Annotated in this window: 25 protein-coding genes; 11 read left to right on the top strand and 14 right to left on the bottom strand. The window is 30.4% G+C overall.

All coding sequences use genetic code 11. The annotated features are described in order from the left end of the window. The first annotated feature begins 461 nt into the window (after positions 1 to 461). Positions 462 to 902: a ribose 5-phosphate isomerase B gene (rpiB, locus tag AQ1689_RS04235; protein ID WP_101914001.1), complete on the top strand. Its 441-nt coding sequence runs from the start codon at positions 462 to 464 to the stop codon at positions 900 to 902. A gap of 31 nt (positions 903 to 933) precedes the next feature. Next, positions 934 to 1,374 (top strand): GNAT family N-acetyltransferase, encoded by a 441-nt coding sequence (locus tag AQ1689_RS04240; protein WP_101955290.1) that lies wholly within the window; start codon positions 934 to 936, stop codon positions 1,372 to 1,374. Between the two features lie 64 nt (positions 1,375 to 1,438). On the opposite strand, the gene AQ1689_RS04245 is transcribed toward AQ1689_RS04240, so the two are convergent. From AQ1689_RS04245 to AQ1689_RS04260, 4 genes are all read right to left on the bottom strand, one after another. Further along, positions 1,439 to 2,287: an N-acetylglucosamine kinase gene (locus AQ1689_RS04245; protein WP_101914003.1), complete on the bottom strand. Its 849-nt coding sequence runs from the start codon at positions 2,285 to 2,287 to the stop codon at positions 1,439 to 1,441. Between the two features lie 15 nt (positions 2,288 to 2,302). Next, the gene (locus tag AQ1689_RS04250; RefSeq protein WP_180947526.1) at positions 2,303 to 2,467 is read right to left on the bottom strand and encodes a hypothetical protein; all 165 of its coding nucleotides are present in this window, start codon (positions 2,465 to 2,467) and stop codon (positions 2,303 to 2,305) included. Between the two features lie 97 nt (positions 2,468 to 2,564). Next, a complete protein-coding gene (locus tag AQ1689_RS04255) occupies positions 2,565 to 3,131 on the bottom strand; it encodes a pseudouridine synthase (protein ID WP_180947527.1) in 567 nt (188 codons plus the stop codon). Between the two features lie 7 nt (positions 3,132 to 3,138). Further along, positions 3,139 to 3,930: an aldose epimerase family protein gene (locus AQ1689_RS04260; protein WP_101955291.1), complete on the bottom strand. Its 792-nt coding sequence runs from the start codon at positions 3,928 to 3,930 to the stop codon at positions 3,139 to 3,141. A gap of 137 nt (positions 3,931 to 4,067) precedes the next feature. On the opposite strand from AQ1689_RS04260, the gene recA reads away from it, so the two are divergent. Further along, complete coding sequence (recA, locus tag AQ1689_RS04265) at positions 4,068 to 5,075, top strand: recombinase RecA (RefSeq protein WP_101955292.1); 1,008 nt, start codon at positions 4,068 to 4,070, stop codon at positions 5,073 to 5,075. A gap of 176 nt (positions 5,076 to 5,251) precedes the next feature. Here the strand turns inward: recA and dut are convergent, their stop codons facing one another. Then, positions 5,252 to 5,683, bottom strand: coding sequence for a dUTP diphosphatase (gene dut, locus AQ1689_RS04270; RefSeq protein ID WP_101914006.1), 432 nt, complete (start codon positions 5,681 to 5,683; stop codon positions 5,252 to 5,254). Between the two features lie 99 nt (positions 5,684 to 5,782). On the opposite strand from dut, the gene AQ1689_RS04275 reads away from it, so the two are divergent. The 3 genes from AQ1689_RS04275 (at position 5,783) to AQ1689_RS04285 (ending at position 8,971) form a co-directional block, all read left to right on the top strand. Further along, entirely contained in the window at positions 5,783 to 6,778 is a 996-nt protein-coding gene (locus tag AQ1689_RS04275) for an NAD(P)H-dependent glycerol-3-phosphate dehydrogenase (RefSeq protein WP_101914007.1), read from the top strand. Positions 6,779 to 7,005: 227 nt separating this feature from the next. Beyond that, positions 7,006 to 7,665 carry a hypothetical protein gene (locus tag AQ1689_RS04280; RefSeq protein WP_058886187.1) on the top strand — a complete coding sequence of 220 codons (660 nt, stop codon included), beginning with the start codon at positions 7,006 to 7,008 and terminating at the stop codon, positions 7,663 to 7,665. A 25-nt stretch (positions 7,666 to 7,690) separates the two neighbouring features. Next, on the top strand, positions 7,691 to 8,971 hold the full coding sequence (locus AQ1689_RS04285) for an MFS transporter (protein WP_101955293.1): 1,281 nt from the start codon (positions 7,691 to 7,693) through the stop codon (positions 8,969 to 8,971). 9 nt (positions 8,972 to 8,980) lie between these two features. Here the strand turns inward: AQ1689_RS04285 and AQ1689_RS04290 are convergent, their stop codons facing one another. The 5 genes from AQ1689_RS04290 to AQ1689_RS04310 form a co-directional block, all read right to left on the bottom strand. Beyond that, complete coding sequence (locus tag AQ1689_RS04290) at positions 8,981 to 10,627, bottom strand: glycerol-3-phosphate dehydrogenase/oxidase (protein ID WP_101955294.1); 1,647 nt, start codon at positions 10,625 to 10,627, stop codon at positions 8,981 to 8,983. Positions 10,628 to 10,811: 184 nt separating this feature from the next. Continuing rightward, a complete protein-coding gene (locus AQ1689_RS04295; protein WP_101914010.1) occupies positions 10,812 to 11,786 on the bottom strand; it encodes a LuxE/PaaK family acyltransferase in 975 nt (324 codons plus the stop codon). 104 nt (positions 11,787 to 11,890) lie between these two features. Then, on the bottom strand, positions 11,891 to 12,199 hold the full coding sequence (locus tag AQ1689_RS04300) for a hypothetical protein (protein ID WP_101914011.1): 309 nt from the start codon (positions 12,197 to 12,199) through the stop codon (positions 11,891 to 11,893). After that, positions 12,189 to 12,563 (bottom strand): hypothetical protein, encoded by a 375-nt coding sequence (locus AQ1689_RS04305; protein WP_101914012.1) that lies wholly within the window; start codon positions 12,561 to 12,563, stop codon positions 12,189 to 12,191. Before AQ1689_RS04305 ends, AQ1689_RS04300 begins: the two co-directional genes overlap by 11 nt. A 25-nt stretch (positions 12,564 to 12,588) precedes the next feature. Then, on the bottom strand, positions 12,589 to 12,918 hold the full coding sequence (locus tag AQ1689_RS04310; protein WP_101914013.1) for a roadblock/LC7 domain-containing protein: 330 nt from the start codon (positions 12,916 to 12,918) through the stop codon (positions 12,589 to 12,591). 318 nt (positions 12,919 to 13,236) lie between these two features. On the opposite strand from AQ1689_RS04310, the gene amaB reads away from it, so the two are divergent. The 3 genes from amaB to AQ1689_RS04325 all read left to right on the top strand — a co-directional run bounded on the left by amaB (position 13,237) and on the right by AQ1689_RS04325 (position 16,504). Further along, complete coding sequence (gene amaB, locus AQ1689_RS04315; RefSeq protein ID WP_101914201.1) at positions 13,237 to 14,778, top strand: L-piperidine-6-carboxylate dehydrogenase; 1,542 nt, start codon at positions 13,237 to 13,239, stop codon at positions 14,776 to 14,778. A gap of 516 nt (positions 14,779 to 15,294) precedes the next feature. After that, positions 15,295 to 15,732, top strand: a complete 438-nt coding sequence (locus AQ1689_RS04320) for a hypothetical protein (RefSeq protein ID WP_144430083.1) — start codon at positions 15,295 to 15,297, stop codon at positions 15,730 to 15,732. A gap of 10 nt (positions 15,733 to 15,742) precedes the next feature. Further along, positions 15,743 to 16,504, top strand: coding sequence for a cyclase family protein (locus AQ1689_RS04325; RefSeq protein ID WP_101914202.1), 762 nt, complete (start codon positions 15,743 to 15,745; stop codon positions 16,502 to 16,504). Between the two features lie 85 nt (positions 16,505 to 16,589). Here the strand turns inward: AQ1689_RS04325 and AQ1689_RS04330 are convergent, their stop codons facing one another. Next, positions 16,590 to 17,546, bottom strand: coding sequence for a hypothetical protein (locus AQ1689_RS04330; protein ID WP_101955295.1), 957 nt, complete (start codon positions 17,544 to 17,546; stop codon positions 16,590 to 16,592). Between the two features lie 277 nt (positions 17,547 to 17,823). Beyond that, complete coding sequence (locus tag AQ1689_RS04335) at positions 17,824 to 18,294, bottom strand: hypothetical protein (protein WP_101955296.1); 471 nt, start codon at positions 18,292 to 18,294, stop codon at positions 17,824 to 17,826. A gap of 76 nt (positions 18,295 to 18,370) precedes the next feature. Between AQ1689_RS04335 and AQ1689_RS04340 the strand changes: the two genes are divergently transcribed. Continuing rightward, complete coding sequence (locus tag AQ1689_RS04340; RefSeq protein ID WP_101955394.1) at positions 18,371 to 19,480, top strand: NAD(P)/FAD-dependent oxidoreductase; 1,110 nt, start codon at positions 18,371 to 18,373, stop codon at positions 19,478 to 19,480. Between the two features lie 28 nt (positions 19,481 to 19,508). Then, positions 19,509 to 19,967, top strand: a complete 459-nt coding sequence (locus tag AQ1689_RS04345; protein ID WP_101955297.1) for a GreA/GreB family elongation factor — start codon at positions 19,509 to 19,511, stop codon at positions 19,965 to 19,967. 72 nt (positions 19,968 to 20,039) lie between these two features. Here AQ1689_RS04345 and AQ1689_RS04350 read toward each other — a convergent pair whose 3' ends face one another. After that, entirely contained in the window at positions 20,040 to 20,792 is a 753-nt protein-coding gene (locus AQ1689_RS04350; protein WP_101955298.1) for a YqjF family protein, read from the bottom strand. 105 nt (positions 20,793 to 20,897) lie between these two features. After that, complete coding sequence (locus AQ1689_RS04355; protein ID WP_101955299.1) at positions 20,898 to 21,836, bottom strand: ABC transporter ATP-binding protein; 939 nt, start codon at positions 21,834 to 21,836, stop codon at positions 20,898 to 20,900. Positions 21,837 to 21,895 lie beyond the last annotated feature (59 nt).

The following is a 21,895-nucleotide window of genomic DNA, read 5'->3' on the forward strand; positions in this document are numbered from 1 at the left end:
TATTATAGTGTGTTAATAAGTACAATAAGTATTTGCTATTATTTTTGGTAATATGACTTATTAAATATTATCAACAGGTTATCATGTATTTAACTTGTTGGTTTTTAGCACTTAAACAAAGTTATCAACAGCTGTTAATAACTGTTAACAACTAATAATTCTTAATAACTTTAGCTAGTTTGATTGTTAACAAGAGGTTAATTTAGTGTTGATAAATGTTTATTAAATTCTAATAAAAAAAGTTGCATATGTTAAAATTGTTTTTGTATTGTAAAAATAATTGGAATAAACAAAAAAAGTTTTAAAAAGATACGCTTACTTATTAACATTTGCCCGGTATTTCTAAATCGTTGATTTTTAGTTATTTATTGCTTATCCTTAAAAAAGCATTGTTAATTACTGTTGATAACCCTGATTTGCTGTATTTTTGTAGTACACAACTAAATTAAAATCAACAAATTATGACAATAGCCATTGGAAATGACCATGCCGGTACCGAGTATAAATTCGAAATTATAAAACTCTTAGAAAAACTAGGGCATAAGGTGATTAATTTTGGAACAAATGATACTAATAGTATGGATTATCCAGACGCTATTCACCCAACCGCTGAAGCTGTAGAAACGCAGCAAGCTGAAATGGGAATTATTTTATGCGGAAGCGGTAATGGTGCACAAATGACAGCAAATAAACACCAAGGTGTACGTGCAGCTTTATGTTGGAATAATGAATTAGTACAATTAACACGTCAACATAATAATGCCAATATTTTAACAATTCCAGCTCGTTTTGTATCATTACAACAAGCTTTAGGTTTTGTAACTATATTTTTAAATACCGAATTTGAAGGTGGAAGACATGCCGATAGAGTTCATAAAATAGCTTGTGATTGTTTATCATAGTTTATAATGATTATAAATTAAAATATTTTAAATGAATTTTTTAATCAAAAAATTTACAGAATTAACAACATCAGAATTGTATCAAATATTACAATTGCGCTCTGAAGTTTTTGTTGTTGAACAAAAATGTGTGTATCAAGATCTTGATAATAAAGACCAATATGCCTTGCATGTTTTAGGAATAAAGCAAGATAAAATTATAGCGTACACACGTTTATTTAATAGCGGTGAATATTTTGAAACGCCAAGTATTGGTAGGGTACTTGTTAAAAAGAAGGAGCGTGCACATGGCTACGGTCATTTTTTAATAGAAGCTTCTAAACAAGCTGTTTACGATACTTATAATTCTACTAAAATTACTATTTCAGCTCAAAAATATTTAATAAAATTTTATGAATCTCATGGGTTTATTAAAGAAGGAAAAGAATATTTAGAAGATGAAATACCACATGTTAAAATGAAAACAGTATAAAAAATATCATTATTTCCTGCTATTTTTAGAGAAGTAATTATTTAATAATAGCAGGAAATTTTCTTTAAAATTTTTGATGATATTTTATTAAATTACCAATAGGCTTGTTAATAACTTCGGTAATTTTAATCTTATTTTTGAAGGCAACTTCTTCTAAAATATCTTTAAAATAAAATGCGATAGAACCGATAAAATACACCGGAGTATCTTTGTTTTTACGATACGCTAAAACATGATATTTAAAAAATTGCTGAAATCCTTTTTTCACTAATTTTTGAATATATGGCGTTTCTTTATAAGAAAACATAAATTTAGCAAAAGTTGCTAAATATCTATTTGGACTTTGGTTTTGATATAAATTTTGTTTTATAAAATCAGGATCTAAATTAAATTCTTTTTCAAAATTATGTGCTATTTCAGCAGGCATTTTTTTATAGAAAAAATCTCTAAGTAATTTTTTACCAAAATAATTTCCACTTGCTTCATCCATCACTAAATAGCCCAAAGATGCTGAAATATAAGTGATATTTTTACCGTCAAAATAACAACTATTTGCACCTGTTCCTAAAATACAAACAATGGCTTTTTTATTTTTTGAAGTAGCATATACCGCTCCTAAAATATCTTCTTGAACAGAAACATTTGTTGTTGCCGAAAAAAAATCAATTAAAACTTCGGTTAAAATATTTTTAGGGGTATCTGTACCACAGCCAGCGCCATAAAAATAAATTTTTTTAATAGCTTTTTGATATTTTTTTAAATCGGCACAGTTTTCAAGAATTGTTAATAACTTTTTTTTAGATAAAATATTGGGGTTTAAACCCAGTGTTTGCACTCTAAAAACTTCTTTTTTGCTACTATTTAAAGCAACCCAATCTACCTTTGTAGAGCCACCATCTGCAATTAATATCATGCTGTTTTTTATTTGTTAGTTTTTTTTATCATTTTCAGCATTTTTCAATTCTTTTTCATCCTCTTTTTGGGAAGCTGGTTTTTTAGTCATTTTATAAATTAAATAACCAAAACCAACCAAAAAATGCAGTATAATAATACTGGCTATTATATAAATAAAAGTGTTTGAATTATCTCTCATAGTGTAAAATTTAATGTGAAATATTAGTAATAACACTGTAAATTTACATAAAATACTACGTTAAAAAAACACAAATAGTTACATCAATTTAGATTGCTTATAATAAGGTTTGGGTTTCAATTACAGCTCCCGATTCCATATCATTTAAAAGAATATTTCCAATACGAACCCTAATTAAACGCAATGTTGGAAAGCCCACAGCGGCGGTCATTTTACGAACTTGCCTAAATTTCCCTTCACAAATTACAATACTAACCCAGCTTGTAGGACCATGACGATCATCTCTTATTTTTTGAGATCTATTAGGAAAATTAGGTGTTTTTAAGGTAGAAGCTTTCCCTGGAAGTGTGGTATATTTTTGACCATCAACCCCAATTTCTACGCCTTTTTGTAGTTTTTCGAGTGCTACTGGCGTTATGATTCCATCTACCTGTACGTAATATTCTTTTTCTACTTTTTTACTGCGAACCTCGGCGCTTACTTTTCCATCGGTAGTTAAAAATAAAAGTCCTTCGGATGCAAAATCTAAACGACCAATTGCCATTGTTTTTTCAGGAAAATCAAATAATTCGCCTAGCATTTTTTTCTTTCTTTTGGTTTCGTTGGTAATAAATTGAGAAAGATAACCATAAGGTTTATGAATAATAAAATGACGGTGTATCATAAGGTATTTATAGGGTGCTAATTGTTACTGAAAAGAAATCGTTACCGCTACTTATTCTGCTGTTTTTTATCGAATTTTCAGCAGCTTCTGCTAACGGATATTGTGTAATAGGTTCTATGCAAACCATATTTTTAACAGGAGTCCATAACATAAAATTATCAAAATTTTTGCTGCTAATTTTTATACTACTCCCCTCTTTTTTTATCAAATTAATTTCGTTGGTATTTAAAACTTTATAAGCTGCCGAACCTACATTTAAAATTTCCGATATGCTAATTTCTTTATTTTTTGTTTTTATAATTTCATCAGCAAAACCAGACAGTTTAAAACTCGGATGATAGCCAAACATATAAGGCATTTTTTTATCACTAATAATTTCAAAAGCTATTTTTATAGCTGATTTTTCAAGCGAAATAATTTTTCTAAAGATAAAATCATAGGTCCAAAATAAATGTTCTTGTGTCGATTTTTCAGGAAATTTAGAATTTTTTATCAGCGTGTTTTTTTTATATTTTTTTTCAAAAACTGCCGAAGTTTTATCGCTAGAAATAAGCTTGTAATTAAGTTCTCTTAATAAACCATGTTGGTCTTGTTTGGCAATTCCATTAGGCGTATCAACAGAAAAGTCATTTAATTTTGTAGGACCAATAATCGGAAACATTTCAATATCCGAAGCATTCCAACCAGGTGAATCTTTCGAATGTATTAGTTCTTCATTATTAATGATAAAACTAATTAGCTCACCTTTATATATAGTTGCTAAACTATGGCTGTTTTTTAAAAGAATACTCGCACTCATTTTTATTGAAAATTAAAAAAACAATATTACAAAATGTAGCATTAAAAAGATGCCAAAAAAGCTGCTAAGATAAAAGTAGTTTTTCATAACTTAGCCACTATTACTTTAATATAAATAGCAAAAAAACAGCACGATTTATGGCAGCAGATAAAGAAAAAGAAGCGAAATTAAAAGCGCTTCAACTTACCTTAGATAAGTTAGATAAAACTTACGGAAAAGGAGCAGTAATGAAATTAGGCGACACTAAGGTAGAGGAAATGGAAGTCATTTCATCAGGATCTTTAGGATTAGATTTAGCTTTAGGCGTTGGTGGATACCCTCGTGGAAGAGTTATTGAAATTTACGGACCAGAATCATCAGGAAAAACAACCTTAACATTGCACGCTATTGCAGAGGCTCAAAAAGCTGGTGGTATTGCCGCTTTTATTGATGCAGAACATGCTTTTGACCGCTTTTATGCTGAAAATTTAGGTGTTGATACCGATAATTTAATTATTTCTCAACCAGATCATGGGGAGCAAGCCTTAGAAATTACCGAAAATTTAATCCGTTCAGGAGCTGTTGATATTGTAGTGGTTGATTCTGTTGCAGCATTAACACCAAAATCGGAGATTGAAGGTGAAATGGGAGATTCTAAAATGGGATTACATGCCCGTTTAATGTCGCAAGCATTGCGTAAATTAACTGGTACAATTAGTAAAACAAAATGTACGGTTATTTTTATCAACCAATTACGTGAAAAAATTGGGGTAATGTTCGGAAATCCTGAAACAACTACAGGGGGAAATGCTTTAAAGTTTTATGCTTCTGTACGTTTAGATATCCGTCGTAGAACACAAATTAAAGATGGCGATAAAGTTATTGGAAACAGTACGAAAGTTAAAATTGTAAAAAATAAAGTAGCGCCACCATTTCAAATTGCAGAATTTGATATTATGTATGGTAAAGGAATTTCAAAAGTTGGTGAAATTTTAGATATTGGTGTAGAATATGGTATCATTAAAAAAAGTGGTTCATGGTTTAGCTACGGCGAAACAAAGCTAGGACAGGGTAGAGATGCTGTAAAAGGTTTAATTAAAGATAATCCTGAATTGGCAGAAGAATTAGAAACTAAAATAAAGGCGGCGATTGAAAATCAAGAATAATCAAAATAATTTTGATATTTTAAATAGCTAAAAAAACCTGTTGTAATATTTTTGCAACAGGTTTTTGTTTTTTTAGAAGCAATTTCCCGCTTTCTGCACTCGCTTTTTTTTGAAGATAAAATCAAAAAAAGAGCTCAAACAAATGCTTCAATCGGGGCTAAAAATTTAGATACCAATTAAACACCAGTACTACCAAAACCATTTTCGCCACGTTCGGTTTCATTTAAAATTGTTACTTCTTGCCAAACTGCACGTTCGTGTTTTGCAATAATTAATTGCGCAATACGTTCACCGTCATTTACAGTAAAATCTTGGTTAGATAAATTCACCAAAATAACACCAATTTCACCACGATAATCAGCATCAATAGTACCTGGAGCATTTAAAACAGTAACCCCTTTTTTAGCTGCCAACCCGCTTCTTGGGCGTACTTGCGCTTCAAAACCAATAGGCAATGCGATAAATAATCCTGTTTTTATAATGGCTCTTTCCAGGGGTTTTAAAACCACGGGCTCATTTAAATTTGCACGTAAATCCATCCCTGCAGCAGCTTGGCTTTCGTAAGCTGGTGTTTGATGTTTCGACTTATTTATTAGTTGTATATTCATATTTTTTTATAAAAAGTTTTCAAAATTCAAATATAATACTCATAACTTTTACTAGAAGGGTATAGATTTATTAATTTAGCGCATTAATCAAACTATACTATGAATAAGCAAACTAAAATAGCGGTTTTAGGCGGCGGAAGTTGGGCTACAGCCATTGTAAAAATGTTATCTGAAAACCTAGAAACTATCGGTTGGTATATGCGAAGTGCCTATGCTATCGAGCATATAAAAAGAAACAAACACAACCCTAGTTATTTAAGCTCCGCAGAATTTAATACCGAACAGTTAGATTTGTCTGACGATATGAACTATATCGCTGAAAATTATGACGTTTTAATTTTTGCAATTCCTTCGGCGTTTTTAAAAACAGCATTAGACAAATTATCCGTTTCATTACAAGATAAAATAGTTTTTTCCGCTATTAAAGGTATTGTGCCAGAAACAGGCTTAATTGTAGGGGAACACTTTCATAAAAACTTTAATATTCCCTACCAAAATATAGGAGTTCTTACAGGTCCTTGCCATGCAGAAGAAGTTGCTATGGAGCGTTTATCATACTTAACAATTGCGTGTCAAGATCGAAAAAAGGCAGAACATTTAAGTCAATTTATTGCCAGCCGTTATATTAAAATAAAAATTTCTGATGATATTATCGGTACAGAATACGCCGCAATGTTAAAAAACATTTATGCTATAGCAGCAGGTATTGCACATGGATTAGGCTATGGAGATAATTTTCAGGCAGTATTAATGAGTAATGGTATTCGTGAAATGAAACGCTTTATTGAAAAAGTAGATCAAATGAATCGCAATATTAACGATTCGGCTTATTTAGGTGATTTATTAGTTACAGGATACTCAGTTTTTAGTAGAAATAGAATGTTTGGTAATATGATTGGTAAAGGCTACACGGTAAAATCGGCACAAATGGAAATGAGCATGGTTGCCGAAGGATATTACGCTACAAAAAGTGCCTACGAAATCAATCAAAAAATTGATGCCAATGCCCCTATTATAAAAGCGGTATATAACGTGTTATACGGAAAAAAAGAAGCGAAAGATGAATTTTTGAAGTTAACAAATAGATTAGATTAGTTGTTTGCATTTAATAAAATAATCTCTCTTAATAAAAAGAATAAAATTCATCAATCACCGCAGTTTTTGTTATTTGATTAATAAATAATTAATACAAAATAAGAAACAAACATAACTTAAAAATCTGATTAACACCTGTTTTGTATTAAAAATAAACAATTTAAATGTTTTAGATAAATTTTACTATTGGTTATATTTTAAGTATTTTTGTTTAAAATTAAACAAAAATGAAAACAATTCAAGAAGCTGTTGAAATTACTATAAGAAAAACACCTTTTATAGAAGAAGCTTTAAATGAAAAATTGATAAACGTATCTTCTTTAGCAAGGGTTGTATTGCCAGAGGTGTCTAAATTGCTTAAAAAAGATGTAAAAGTAGGCGCTGTTATGATGGCAATTAATAGGTTATCACCAGCAAATGAATTAAGAGTACGTAAAAACATTAAAAAATTAGCCCTTAATTTAGGCGATGTAATTGTTCGGTCAGACTTGTGTGATTTTACCTTTAAAAACACGTCTTCTTTATTAAGAGAAATCGCTAAAATATTAAGTAAATCGGCCGATAGTAATGATTATTTTTTAACAGTTTCACAGGGTATTTTTGAAACGAATATTGTTACAAGTAAAAATTTACGAACCTATGTTGAAGAAATTTTTAAACGAGAAACCTTAATAAATAACGTAAACGATTTAGCGTCTATAACCATTAAGTTACCAAAAGATAATTTAGAGCAATCAGGTATTTATTATTTTATTTTAAAGCAATTTGCTTGGGCAAATATTGCCGTACAAGAAATAATTTCAACCACACATGAAATGACCATTGTAGTAAAAGAAGAAGATGTTAACGAAACTTTTGCTATTTTGATGGATTTAAAACTAAATTAATAGCCGAGTATAAAAACATCAAAAAATGTCAATAAATCAGCAAAAAAACGATCCTTACGCTTCGTTAAGAATTAAAGAATTTAACCTATTTCTTTTAGTGCGTTTTGCGTTAGTTTTTGGCTGGTCGATGCAATTTATAATCATAGAGTGGCAGGTTTATAGCATTACTAAAAACCCATTATCATTAGGTATTATAGGTTTAATGGAAGTAATTCCAGCAGTATCGATGGCATTATTTGCAGGGCATATTGTTGATCAGAAAGAAAAACGGAATTTACTAGCACTTTGTATCGGTATTTTTTCATTGATAAGTTTGGGCTTGTTTTTTTTAACACTTCCTAGTTTTGTAGCGGATTGGCAACAAAACACCATTTTATATGCCATTTACGGCTTGGTTTTTTTCGGAGGACTTTTACGTTCTTTTTTTGGTCCTACAATCTTTTCGTTAATCGGTTTAATTGTGCCTAAAAAATTATATCCAAACGCCGCCACTTGGAGCAGTTCTACATGGCAAATGGCATCGGTTTTAGGGCCTGCTTTTGCTGGGTTTACTATTTCATGGATAGGTGTTCACTGGTCACTTTGTATTGTTTTTAGCTTGGTGTTATTTTCATTTTTGATGGTCTTTTTTATCCCTAAAAAACCTATTTTAAACCCTAAAATAGGCGAACCAATCTTAAAAAGTTTACAAGAAGGAATTCATTTCGTCTTTAAAACAAAAGCCATTTTAGGAGCCATCACTTTAGATATGATTTCGGTATTATTTGGCGGCGCGGTGGCATTATTACCTATTTATGCACAAGATATTTTAAAAGTAGGACCAGAAGGTTTTGGCGCATTGCGAGCCGCCCCAGCAATTGGCGCTTTTTTAACCATGTTGGTCACCGCTTATATTCCGATAAGTAAAAATGCAGGACTAAAATTATTAGCCGCAATTTTTGGTTTTGGAACCTGTATTATAGTTTTCGGGCTGTCTTCTATTTTTTGGATATCAATTGTAGCATTATTTTTCAGTGGCGTTACCGATGGAGTTTCCATGGTTATTCGTCAAACCATTTTACAGCTAAAAACACCCGACCATATGCGTGGTCGAGTTGCTTCGGTTAATTCTATGTTTGTAGGCTCATCCAACGAATTAGGCGCTTTTGAAAGTGGCGTAACCGCAAAATTAATGGGTACAGTAACCGCTGTTGTTTTTGGTGGAACCATGACATTAATTACGGTAATTACCACAGGGATTTTAAATCCTACTTTGCGTAAATTAGACCTGACTAAAGATTTAGAAGCACATCAAAAAATGGAATAATATTATTATTTAGGTAAAATTTAAAGTCATTTTTATGTTCGATTCTAACTCTTTTCGATGTTTTTCTACGGATGAAATATCCCAATTAAAATACGTTGTAAATTCATTTAAAACAGCTTCTTTGTAGGTGTTTACACTTGGTTTATCAAAAAATAAACGCCCTGTTCTACGCATAAAAAAATCAGTAGGTGTACAGGTCATTTCATATTGAATAGTAAACCAAATTTCGGCTTTTAATAGGCGAAGTATGGTGTTTTTTTCATCAATTTCATTAAATTTTTCTAAAATAACATTTGTTTGTTTCCCATAATTATGTACTAAATAAGTAGCCTCTTTTTTAGTGAAATTATGTTCTTTTAAAATGCTATAAACTTTTTTTGTATAAGTTTCTACCGCTTTGTAATTTTTAAAATTTCCGCCTGTTAATAAAATTTTTTCTGTTTTTATAGCGTCAAATTTTAGGTCAAAACGTCGAATCATTTTTTTGGCGATTAAATTAACAATACGTTCCGCCATTTTACGATATCCTGTTAATTTACCACCAGCGATAGAAATTAATTTGGTATCAGAAACAAAAATTTCATCTTTCCTAGAAAGTTCCGATGCAGCTTTTCCTTGTTCATGAATTAGCGGACGCAAACCTGCCCACGACGATTGAATATCAGCAATGCTTAAGTGAATATCTGTAAACATATTATTTACCGCTTCAATTAGATAGGTTGCATCAGCAATATCTATTGATAGAGTCTCTTTATTCTGTTGAAAATTAGTATCTGTAGTCCCAAAATAGGTGATTTTCCCACGAGGAATGGCAAACATCATGCGCCCATCAGGAACATCAAAATAAACCGATTGTTTTATCGGGAATTTTTCGTGAGCTACTACCAAATGAACGCCTTTGGTTAAATGTAGTCTTTTACCTGTTTTTGAATGATTAAGTTGACGTAATTCATCGACCCACGGCCCTGCAGCATTTACTACATATTTTGCCTTGATATTATAGCTTTGATTATTAAAAACATCGGTAACTGTTGCACCAACTACCCTATTTTTTTCGTAAATAAAGGCATTTGCCTTGGTATAATTAAGTATTTCAGCTCCGTATGTGGTTGCTGTTTTTAATATTTCGATGGTTAAACGAGCATCATCTGTACGATATTCGGCATAATAACCAGCGCCTTTTAAAATATTTTTGGGTAATAATGGTTCTATTTCAAGCGCTTCTTTTTTATCAAGCATTTTACGTTTGTCATCTCCTTCTACGGCAGCCAATACATCGTAAATTTTTAAGCCGATAGCGGTAAGCCAAGCACCATAAGTACCTCCTTCAATTAAGGGTAAAATCATTTTTTCGGGAACCACTAAATGTGGGGCTATTTTATGTACAATAGCACGTTCAGAACCAACTTCTTTGACTAGCCAAAAATCGAATTGTTTTAAATAGCGTAAACCACCGTGTATTAATTTGGTTGATTTACTTGAAGTACCTGAAGCAAAATCATTTTTTTCAACCAGTGCAACTTTCATTCCTCTAGATGCTGCATCTAAAGCAATTCCAGCACCGGTAATACCGCCACCAATAATTAAAATATCAAATGTTGTTTCTTGTAATTGTTCTTGAATATTTTTTCGATTGAAAAAAGAAAATTTAGTCATAGCTACCTTTTATTACAAAAGTACATATAAAAATAGATACTATAAGTTAAAAGTAATCACCTGTTAATTAGTAAGTTATTTGGAGCTATTTCCCGCTTTCCGCACTCGCTCTTTTTTGAAAAAAATCAAAAAAGGAGCTCAAACAATTGCTTCAATCGGGGCTAAAAATTAAAAAATAGCGTTTTTATAACACCATTAAGTTACATCCTCGAATATCGGAATTATCAAAACGTCCAATAATTTCAAAGCTAGTATCTGTGTGTACTTTTCCTAAATCTTGCGTAGCAATAAAAGAGCAAGAATTGTAGTTTGCTAAATCAATAATATTAACGCCACCATTTTTTTGATTGGGTAAAATAGTCAAAGCATCTTCGGTATCTCTAATTAAAACACGCATCCAAGGAGGGCAGTTAAAAATACCATTTCCTTTCGAATATCCTTGGCTTAATAATTCGGTCATACCATACTCTGAATGAATATGTTGTACGCCAAATCCACTACTTAAAACTTGATGTAATTCAGTACGAATAAGTTCTTTTCTTCGTCCTTTCATACCGCCAGTTTCCATAATAATGGTATTTTTTAGGGTAAATTGTTGTTTTTCTATTAGGTCTAATAAGGCAAAAGAAACGCCAATAAGCAGTGTTTTTTGTCCTTTTTTATCTAATTCGATGAGTTTTTTTGCTAATTCATCTAAATTATTTAGGTAAAAACCACTTTCAGGCTGTGCCGATTTTTCAATTAAATCAGCAACCATATATACTAACGAAGAACCTTTTCGCTCTAAATAATTAGGCAATAACGCTAAAACCACATAATCTTTTATATCGCCATAAAAATAATCAAAACCTTTTAAATAACTTGTTTCATACCACGATAAATCGGTTACTAAGTGCTTGCTGCTAATACTACCGGTAGTACCAGAACTGCTAAAAGTTTCTTTAATTTTATCTGAAGAAGAAAGTATTTTTTTTGTTTTAAAAAATTCAATAGGTAAAAAAGGAATTTCTTCAATTTCAGAAATACTAGAAGGGTGAATATATAGTAAATCACAAAAAGATCGGTAAACCTTATTGTTTTTAAATTGATGATTAAAAACCGCCAAAGCAGCTTGCTTAAAATCGAATGCTGATTGTATATTAAAAACTTGTTGTTTCATAAAGTTTTACAAAAATAGTAGTTATAACAGTAGTATTATATAATTGCACTGTTTTTTTTGTAAAACACTAAACTAAATAGTTATTAAGTTTAAAAAAGAACAGATTAGACTGCTTTTTTAGAAAACATTGTTAACATATTATCAAATTTAGGTTCAAAAAGAAAATCAAAAATAACTTCAGATATCTTTTTCCCTTCTTCTACTTCCACTTCGATTTCGACATTTTTAGTTTCTGTATCTTTGACTTCTACTATTTTTGTAGTTGTTGTTACAGGGCTTATCTCGTTATTTATTTGGTCGTTTATCAATTCAATACCTAGTATTTTTTGATATTCTTGCTGTCCTAATTTTAAAATAGACGCAACTCTCGCGTCTATTTTAAAATTAGATAAATCTAATGGCTTATATGGCATTGTTTAAATCTGCTTTATATTTGTTAAGTAATGTTTTTGTAATAGCAATATTTGCTTTAGCTGAATCAATAGCTAAATAAATAAAATATCCACCATTAGGTGCAATATTTATAATATGAATCTGATCGGTTAAAGTAATGGTGATATCTTTAACTTCTTCATTTAATCCTAAAACACTGATTGCTTTTAGTTTAGCGTTTACTACTTCTAAATTATACGCAGAAGCCAAGTCAATATCAAAATCAGCTTTAACTGAATCTGAAACTAAAGTTTCTCCAGACTCTATTTCGGTTACACTTAATGCTATATATCCAGGGATATTTTCACTTACGTTTTTAATTAAATCATTTAAAATGTCTGTCATTACTACTTTTTTTAGATGTTATTTATTATTTGTCATTGTCTTTTTTTAAAGAAAGACTAATTAAACTTCTATTCATTACCCCGTCCGATAAGACACATAGTACATGGTCATCGTCACATTTTTTTATATAAAAATTTTGATCAGTATTTTTTATAATTATTTCAGTTAACGGTGTCGTTTCTAGAACATCAGTAAAAAAATTATCAATTATATTGATAACAACTTTAGTTACCGCCGAAAAATCTTCAGGGTTTTCATAAGTAATTTTACTGTGCGCTTCTACAATTTTTCCTTCTTTATCAAATAGAAGGATTGCTTTAGATTTTGTACTGTGGTACAACTCTTTTAAATTCATAAAAAAAAATATTAGATCTAAAAAATACTATGAAGGGTGTAATATGGTGTAAAAAGTTTCACCGCTACAAATATATTAAATATTTGTTAAAAAAAAAATAAATATTTATTTTTTAAGAAAAAAAGGGTAATATAGAATTGATATAAGTAAGTAAAGTATCAATTTATAATAGTTTATTTGAATATTACCTCAGATAAAAAATACTACATTAAATATGTTTAAAATTAAACAAAACTAACACTTTTTGTTTAATTTATAATGTGTAAAATTATTCGTATTTTCGTAGTTCAATTTAAACAACTTAAATTTAAAAGCAAAATGGCAGATTTCGGAATCAAAGAAGCTTTAGCGCAATTAGGCGTAAAAGATATTAATGATGGAACTTCTACAGGTTCTGTAAATTTCTCTAATGGAGAAATTATTGAAAGTTATTCACCTGTTGATGGTAAATTAATAGGAAAAGTAAAAGCGACGACCAAAGAAGATTACGAAAAAGTAATGGAAACGGCTACAACTGCATATAAATCTTTCAGAAATATGCCAGCGCCACAAAGAGGTGAAATTGTACGTCAATTTGGTAATAAATTAAGAGAAAAGAAAGAAGCTCTTGGTAAACTAGTTTCTTATGAAATGGGGAAAAGTTACCAAGAAGGTTTAGGAGAGGTTCAAGAAATGATTGATATCTGTGATTTTGCCGTAGGGTTATCACGTCAATTAAACGGGCAAACAATTCCTTCGGAACGTCCAGGACACGTAATGAGAGAGCAATGGCATCCAATTGGAGTTGTTGGAATTATTTCTGCATTTAATTTTCCTGTGGCTGTTTGGGCTTGGAATACTGCTTTAGCGTGGATTTGTGGTGATGTTTGTGTTTGGAAAGGTTCTGAAAAAGCGCCTTTATGTTCAATCGCTTGTCAAAATATTATTGCTGATGTTTTAAAAGAAAACAACTTACCAGAAGGAATTTCTTCTATCATCAATGGAGATTATAAAGTTGGTGAAATGATGACTACGGATACTCGTATTCCTTTAGTTTCTGCTACAGGATCTACCAGAATGGGACGTATTGTTGGTGCAACAGTAGCTGGGCGTTTCGGAAAATCATTATTAGAATTAGGAGGAAACAACGCAATTATTATTACTCCAACTGCCGATTTAAAAGTAGTTGTTCCTGGTGCCGTATTCGGAGCTGTAGGAACTTGTGGACAACGTTGTACTTCTACTCGTAGATTAATTATTCATGAGTCTGTTTATGACAAAGTAAGAGATGCTATTGTTGGTGCTTATGGGCAGTTAACCATTGGAAATCCTTTAGATGAAACAAATCATATCGGGCCATTAATTGACAAAGATTCGGTAAACACGTATTTAGCTGCTATTGAAAAAGCAAAAGCTGAAGGTGGAAACGTATTAGTTGAAGGTGGTGTTTTAGAAGGTGAAGGTTACGAAAGCGGATGTTACGTAAAACCAGCCATTATTGAAGCTGAAAATCATTTTGAAATAGTGCAACATGAAACTTTTGCTCCTATTTTATATTTAATGAAATATTCTGGTGATGTTGAAAATGCTATTGAAAAGCAAAACGGTGTTGCGCAAGGATTATCATCAGCAATTATGACAAATGAATTAAAAGAAGCTGAAAAGTTTTTATCATACGCAGGTTCTGATTGTGGTATTGCAAATGTAAACATCGGAACTTCTGGTGCTGAAATTGGTGGTGCTTTTGGTGGTGAAAAAGAAACTGGTGGTGGACGTGAGTCTGGTTCTGATGCTTGGAAAGTATATATGAGACGTCAAACAAATACGATAAATTATTCTGATGAATTGCCTTTAGCGCAAGGAATTAAATTTGATTTATAGGTCTTATATAATATAAAAACTTAACCTAAACTTAATAAAATAGCCTTCTAATGTTTCTTAATTGTTATTAAAAAGCTGTTTTAGTATTAAATTAGTGTTAAATAAATGTTAAAAACATGAAAGTTGCATCGAAAGGTGTGACTTTTTTTGTTTTTTTGCATCATATAGTTGTAAGTTATATTTTGAACCAATTTATAAATAGATTAAAATCAGGTGATTACACTTACGCTATAAGTATCACTTTAAATACTTATTTACCATATCAATATAAAGCATCAATTCTTCTGCAGTAGCTTCAGGTAAATTTGAAAACTAAAACTGATTGATTAAAAAAATTAGTTGCTTAATTTAATATTTTTCATAAGTATCTAATAAAAATTCTTGCTATTTGAAAAGAATCAATTTTAATCTTTTTTAGAAGAACAAGACTCCATTATAATCCTTTTTTGAAACGCTTTTTTATCAGAAGATAAAAGCTTCAAAAAACATCAATACGAACCCTTAAAAAATAATAATATGATTTTATCAATAATATTTTGGCTTATTCTAGCAGTAATAATAATAATGAGTGTTTACAGTCTTTTTAAATACCAATTACCGATGTTTTTTGGGTATTTAAATAAAAAAGTAGCCTCAAATAGCCAGCACACACCACAAAACGAAAATTTAGTAAGCGCTCAAAATATATTTTCTAAAAGAGTTAAAGAAAACGATTTGAAAATTGTGGCAGGAATTAATCCAAAAATTGAAGGGTTATTTCATGCTTTTGGAATTAAAACTTGGGAAGATTTAGCAGGAACTTCTGTTGAGAAATGTCAAGAAATTTTAAAAAGTGTTGGAAATAAATATAAAATTCAAAAACCTAAAACTTGGCCACAACAAGCAAAATTAGCAAATCAAGGTAAATGGAAAGAATTACAAGAATGTCAAGGCAATTTAATTAGTGAAAAATAATATTTTAAGTATGAAAATAATTGATTTATCAAAACCGATTCAATATAACAAGGAAGATCCTTGGTTTATGAAAGTTAAAGTAAAACATAAATCACATAAAAAATCAAAATTATTAATTAGATTATTGGGCTTGCCTTTTAAATTATTTCCTAAAAATTTTACAGGTTGGGCAGATGATACAATTCAAAAAATGGGCGTACATGCAACTACTCATATTGATGCTCCTTGGCATTATTCACCAACTGTAAATGGCGAAAAGGCAAAAACAATTGATGAAGTTCCATTAGAATGGTGTTTTGGAGAAGGAATTGTTATCGATATGAAACATAAAGCCGATTTTGATCCTATTACTGTGGCAGATATTCAGCAGTTTTTAAAGGTAAATTCATTAGAAATTAAACCTAAAATGATTGTACTAATAAAAACAGGACGTGATATATTTAATGGAACAAAAGACTTTCATGAAAAAGGAACAGGTGTTAGCGCACAAGCTACAGAATGGCTTATCGATAAAGGAATAAAAGTAATGGGAATAGATGCTTGGGGCTGGGATTTACCATTGCCTTATATGATTAAAAAAGCAAAAGAAACTAATAACTCAGAATTATTTTGGGAAGCTCATTTAGTAGGACAAAACAAAGAATACTGCCATATGGAACAATTAGTAAATTTAGATGCTTTACCTTTTTCAGGATTTAAAATAGCTGTTTTTCCATTGAAAATTGTAGGTGCTTCAGCTGCTCCAGCAAGAGTTGTAGCAATGTTAGATTAATTCATTATAAAACCGCACTATTGCTAGCGCGGTTTACTTTAGTTGACTACTACCCCAACTAAAAATCAACTAACCAAACATCATTCTAATTTTGTTTATCAACAATTTTACGTTGTATTTTAGTGCGTTTTCTACTGTTTTTTCTCACAGAATTCTTTGCTGTATTTACCGTGTTTTTAGTGCTACTTCTTAAATGCTGTATAAATCCTTTACCTAAAAAAGTATAGGTAGTTTTCGAACTTATATGATATAATGAAATTGTTTGATCGTTAATAATCTTTAATTCAAATTTTTCAACCGAATCAATAGCATTCGTATTATAATTAAGTGTTAAAAGTAGCAGATCATTATAGCCTTTAATTGTTGCTATTTCATAAGATCCAATATAATCCCATTTAATAAAATCAATATTTGTACCAAGAAAATCGTGCGATGAATAAAATGTTACATCATTTTCAGGCGTAAACTGTAAGAAATTTTCGGTATCAAAAGGATTTTCATATCCGCCATTTTCATCAATTTTTTCCCAAGCAACATATTCTTGTAAAAGATATTCTATATTTTCATAAAATAATTTATCATAATCAAAATTATCTCTTTGATAACCAGTTAAAAAGTAACTTATATTTTGATGTAAATCATCAATTCTAATTTCATTTTCAGACAATTGAATTACCTCAAAATCATGCTGATTATCAAGCGTATGATTGGTTTGTAAAACACTGCCGTTTGCCTGGTAATTACCAACCAAAACCCCCAAACCATTGCCTGTTTTACCAATATCAACAATATTATTATTGGCGTATATATTTCCATTTAAGAACGAAACGGTAAATGCTTTTGATAAAAAAGGAATTTCGTTAGTGCCTATTGTACTATTATAATCGACATACCATAAATCATAACTAGAAACATATTGATTTAGTGAAAAAGGCGTATTTTCAGTATAATCAATATGGTCAATTACCTCGTTTTGAACCACACAAGAAGATATCATTACACTTGTTGTAATGTATAAAAAAAGTAGTTTTAAAGGTTTCATAGACGGTAATTTAATCGTTATATGGTACTAACTTTCAAATTACGTGCCAAAATTAAAAATCGATAATTAGTTTATTATGTTTACTAATTGTTTACTGTTTTTTTGAAGCAATTTCCCGCTTTCCGCACTCGCTCTTTTTTGAAAAAAAATCAAAAAAGGAGCTCAAACAATTGCTTCAATCGGGGCTAGGCATTTTTACACAAAACCACATCGGTCATGCTAACCTTATTTCAGTATCACATCCTGATTTGCCTTAATTTTTCAGTATAAAAACCAATTATCGAATAAGAATATTGGTTGTTTTTATCATATTTTCAATTTTATAGGTCAGTATTTTATCGCCTATTTTATAAGTAACAACCGCTTGATTATCTTTTAAATTAAACGGAAATTTTTCTGTAATTTTAGGGAGTGAATTACCATATTCTTTTTCCGAATCGGCGTTTAAAATAAGTTTATTAACTACAGGAATAATACGGTTTTTATACCGAGCAACAATAATATTTTTCCCATTTTCATGTTCAATAAGAGTATTAATAATGGTGTTTTGAAAATATACTTTTTGAAAATCAATCGGTTTATCTGACGTAAAAATAATATTTAAACAAGGCGATTTATTTGTTGATAAATGATTAAAATCATCGGTATATAGTGCTTTTTTTATCTTAAAAGGAGGCGTAGCAGTTTGCTTAATATTGGCACACTGAATAAAAATAATTGCGAATATTAAGAATCCAAATAATTTCATAATAGTACTTTTTAGAGTTTAATTTTATACATTACAACTAATATACCAAGGTACAAAAATATAATAGTATAAGATGTTGAATTACAGTTATTGGGAGTTAAAAGAATGGTTCACTAATGTTGATTTTACCATTGTAGGTAGCGGAATTGTAGGATTAAATTGCGCATTGGCATTAAAAGAAAAACATCCGAAGGCTAAAATAATTATTTTAGAAAAAGGAATATTACCACAAGGAGCAAGTACTAAAAATGCTGGTTTTGCCTGTTTTGGAAGCATATCAGAATTAATAGACGACTTAAAAAAACATACCGAACAAGAAGTGTATAACTTAGTTGAAAAACGCTGGCAAGGTTTGCAATTATTACGAAAAAATTTAGGGGATAAAAATATAAAATATCAACAAAATAAAGGCTACGAATTATTTGAAGATACCGAGTTTTATGAAACTTGTTTATCAGAAAAATACAGCCTTAACACTTTATTAAAACCGTTATTTAAAGCGCCTGTTTTTTCAGTTGATACCAATAAATTTAAGTTTCAAAACATTCATCAAAATTATATAACCAATCAGTTTGAAGGGCAAATTGATACAGGTAAAATGGCCGTGAAATTGCTTGAATTAGTACAAAAATCGGGCATAAAAATAGTCAATAGTATTTTGGTAGAAAGTTATTGTGAAAACAATGAAAATGTTTTGATTAAAACAAATCAGATAGAATTTTCAACCAAAAAATTATGTATTGCCACCAATGGGTTTGCAAATAAATTGCTGAACGAAAATGTAAAACCTGCCAGAGCGCAAGTTTTAATAACAAAACCGATTAAAAACTTAGCTATAAAAGGAACATTTCATTTAGAAAAAGGCTATTATTATTTTAGAAATATTGACGATAGAATTTTATTAGGCGGTGGACGAAACCTTGATTTTAAAACCGAAGAAACCACAGTTTTTGGGCAAACAATATTGGTTCAAAATAAATTAGAAGAAATTTTAAAAACCACTATTTTACCAAACATTAATTTTGAAATAGCCCATCGATGGAGTGGAATAATGGGGGTTGGAAATCAGAAAAAAGCCATTGTAAAACAGTTATCAAACAATGTGTTTTGTGGTGTTCGTTTAGGAGGAATGGGCGTAGCAATTGGTAGTTTGGTAGGTAAAGAATTAGCCGATTTAGTGCAATAAAATAGTGTTCAAAGCAGTAAAATAATAGATGAATCAGAAAAAAATAAAAGAAGAATTATACAATCAATGTGTAATTTTTGTAGAAAAACGCTTAAAAACAGTCGAAGAAATAATTTCATCGAACCAAAAAGCCTTGCAATCAGAAACTAAAAGTTCGGCAGGCGACAAGCACGAAACAGGGCGGGCAATGTTGCAATTAGAAATGGAAAAAGCAGGGCAACAGCTTAGTGGAATTATCAAAATGAAAGAAACGCTTTCTAAAATAAATAGTCAAAATACGGCTACTATCGGCTGTTTAGGAAGTGTTGTTAAAACAACCAAAAATTCGTTTTATTTGAGTATTAGTTCAGGGCAATTAACAATTGATAATCAGCCTTATTTTGCCGTTTCTGTATCTTCGCCAATTGGTCGTATTTTATTAGGAAAAAAACAAGGTGATAGTTTTGTTTTTAATAATTTGGAACAAAAAATTGTGGAAATTTTTTAGGCATTTTAAAAGACTAAACAAGAGGATCAACCTCTTGTTTTAAAGCTAAAAAAAATCAAATAAGCTGCTTATTTATTTTGAGATATGTTTTTTAGTATAGCTAGTTTTTTCTTTTTTAATCTTTCCCCAAGCAACAACTTTTACTCCTTTTGAGTATTGAATTTTGTTAGGTTCTTTATTTAGGAGCTTACTAAATTTGGGGTAATCGACCGTAATTTTTTTTATTTCAATGTTATTTATAGGCCATTCTAAATGATGAATTTCAAATTCGTTAATTGATTTTTTGGTATCTTGAAAAAGCGCATATCTTTCGGTTAGCCAGTTGTCTAATATTGATTTTTCTGTTAATTTTTCGCCGATTTTAAATTCAATATTTAAGTGGTCATTAAATACTGAATTACTTGATTGATATCGGTTTTTACTTCTGTTGATTTTTGAAAATCGGTATGGAAGTTCAGAGATTCCTTTTGCAATTTTACAGGCTATTTTTTTTCCGCCTTCAATACTCAAAAAGTAAACACCAGTTTTATTATTAGATTTTACGTAGGTTCTAATATTAATTTCATCAAAATTAGAAATAGGAGCGAAAGAAGGTAGGTTTTTTGGACGGATTTTTTCCATGGTAAACGCCACAACAGAAACCCAAGCTTTTCCTTCAAATAAGTCAATTTCTAATTCTTCAGGCACAAATTTTCTTAATTCGCTAAGCTCTACTTGCCAATGAAGAAATATCGCATTGTTCCATTCTTGATAAAATTTCCAGGTATCAGTAGGCATTTCCCAGGGTCTGTGTGCTGTGCTATTTAATATTTCTGGTATTGTCATTTTTTTAATTGACTAAATTTTCTTTGGAAATAAATGTACCTGTTTTTTATAAATCATCAAAAAAAATTACGGTAAATAAGGATGTGAAACTGAACTAAACCAACCCTATACATCAAACTTCAAACAAACTATTTCATCAATTTCAAGTTTTGAAGGATGCTTTAAAAAGACAAATCGGCTGTTGTAGATTACTTTTATCAGCCAATGAGAACCTTTAAAATAGACTTCTTTTACCACGGCTTTACGTGCCGAATTTGCTACAACTTCTATTTGATGTGGATATAATAAAACAGTTTTTTCTACTTCTTTTTGATCGATAACAATTTCATTAACAGTATCGAATAAAGAGGCAACGTATTTTATTTTTGGGTTTTTATATAAGTGTTCAGGTGTATCGTTAGCAATTATTTGACCATTTTTAAGAATAATAACATGATCGGCAAACGATAAAGCGTCTGTTCCTTGATGGGTGGCTGTAATACAGGTAATTTTATTTTTTTTCAGATAATTAAACAGGTTTCTACGCAGTGAGTTTTTTTTGAAATTATCAATCTGACTAAAAGGCTCGTCTAGTAGTAGTAATTTTGGCTGTTTTGCTAAGGCTTTTGCGATTGCAACACGTTGTTTTTGCCCGCCGCTTAGGTTTTCTACTTTTGTATTGGCGAAATCGGTCATTTCAATAATATTCAAGAGCTCGTTGGTTCTTCTTTGAGCTTCTTCGGGATCAAAACGTGATAGGAATTTTTTAATGTTTTCGCTTACGGAAGTAAAGGGCATTAAGTCGAAATCTTGGGCTACGTATTTGAAAAAATCTACGCCAGGAACTAAATAATATTCAGGTCCTAGAATTTGAAAATCGTCATAAAAAATTGTTCCGCTTTTTAAATCTAATAATCCGTAAAGGGCTTTTAATAAAGTTGATTTTCCGCAACCACTTGCGCCCATTATACATAAATGTTCTCCTTTTTGAAGGGAGAAATTGATGTTTTTTAGTGTTGTTTTTTCTTTAGAATATCCGAAGGTAATATTGTTTACTTGTAGCATAGAAGCAAAAATATAATTTCTATTTTAAAATAGTGTTACTGTTGTGTTTATCTTTTTGT

This window comes from Tenacibaculum finnmarkense (assembly GCF_900239185.1).
Taxonomy (GTDB): domain Bacteria; phylum Bacteroidota; class Bacteroidia; order Flavobacteriales; family Flavobacteriaceae; genus Polaribacter; species Polaribacter finnmarkensis.

Coding starts and splice junctions, on each gene's coding strand:
- rpiB (WP_101914001.1), top strand. CDS start 462: ATGACAATAGCCATTGGAAATGACCATGCCGGTACCGAGTATAAATTC.
- AQ1689_RS04240 (WP_101955290.1), top strand. CDS start 934: ATGAATTTTTTAATCAAAAAATTTACAGAATTAACAACATCAGAATTG.
- AQ1689_RS04245 (WP_101914003.1), bottom strand. CDS start 2,287: ATGATATTAATTGCAGATGGTGGCTCTACAAAGGTAGATTGGGTTGCT.
- AQ1689_RS04250 (WP_180947526.1), bottom strand. CDS start 2,467: ATGAGAGATAATTCAAACACTTTTATTTATATAATAGCCAGTATTATT.
- AQ1689_RS04255 (WP_180947527.1), bottom strand. CDS start 3,131: ATGATACACCGTCATTTTATTATTCATAAACCTTATGGTTATCTTTCT.
- AQ1689_RS04260 (WP_101955291.1), bottom strand. CDS start 3,930: ATGAGTGCGAGTATTCTTTTAAAAAACAGCCATAGTTTAGCAACTATA.
- recA (WP_101955292.1), top strand. CDS start 4,068: ATGGCAGCAGATAAAGAAAAAGAAGCGAAATTAAAAGCGCTTCAACTT.
- dut (WP_101914006.1), bottom strand. CDS start 5,683: ATGAATATACAACTAATAAATAAGTCGAAACATCAAACACCAGCTTAC.
- AQ1689_RS04275 (WP_101914007.1), top strand. CDS start 5,783: ATGAATAAGCAAACTAAAATAGCGGTTTTAGGCGGCGGAAGTTGGGCT.
- AQ1689_RS04280 (WP_058886187.1), top strand. CDS start 7,006: ATGAAAACAATTCAAGAAGCTGTTGAAATTACTATAAGAAAAACACCT.
- AQ1689_RS04285 (WP_101955293.1), top strand. CDS start 7,691: ATGTCAATAAATCAGCAAAAAAACGATCCTTACGCTTCGTTAAGAATT.
- AQ1689_RS04290 (WP_101955294.1), bottom strand. CDS start 10,627: ATGACTAAATTTTCTTTTTTCAATCGAAAAAATATTCAAGAACAATTA.
- AQ1689_RS04295 (WP_101914010.1), bottom strand. CDS start 11,786: ATGAAACAACAAGTTTTTAATATACAATCAGCATTCGATTTTAAGCAA.
- AQ1689_RS04300 (WP_101914011.1), bottom strand. CDS start 12,199: ATGCCATATAAGCCATTAGATTTATCTAATTTTAAAATAGACGCGAGA.
- AQ1689_RS04305 (WP_101914012.1), bottom strand. CDS start 12,563: ATGACAGACATTTTAAATGATTTAATTAAAAACGTAAGTGAAAATATC.
- AQ1689_RS04310 (WP_101914013.1), bottom strand. CDS start 12,918: ATGAATTTAAAAGAGTTGTACCACAGTACAAAATCTAAAGCAATCCTT.
- amaB (WP_101914201.1), top strand. CDS start 13,237: ATGGCAGATTTCGGAATCAAAGAAGCTTTAGCGCAATTAGGCGTAAAA.
- AQ1689_RS04320 (WP_144430083.1), top strand. CDS start 15,295: ATGATTTTATCAATAATATTTTGGCTTATTCTAGCAGTAATAATAATA.
- AQ1689_RS04325 (WP_101914202.1), top strand. CDS start 15,743: ATGAAAATAATTGATTTATCAAAACCGATTCAATATAACAAGGAAGAT.
- AQ1689_RS04330 (WP_101955295.1), bottom strand. CDS start 17,546: ATGAAACCTTTAAAACTACTTTTTTTATACATTACAACAAGTGTAATG.
- AQ1689_RS04335 (WP_101955296.1), bottom strand. CDS start 18,294: ATGAAATTATTTGGATTCTTAATATTCGCAATTATTTTTATTCAGTGT.
- AQ1689_RS04345 (WP_101955297.1), top strand. CDS start 19,509: ATGAATCAGAAAAAAATAAAAGAAGAATTATACAATCAATGTGTAATT.
- AQ1689_RS04350 (WP_101955298.1), bottom strand. CDS start 20,792: ATGACAATACCAGAAATATTAAATAGCACAGCACACAGACCCTGGGAA.
- AQ1689_RS04355 (WP_101955299.1), bottom strand. CDS start 21,836: ATGCTACAAGTAAACAATATTACCTTCGGATATTCTAAAGAAAAAACA.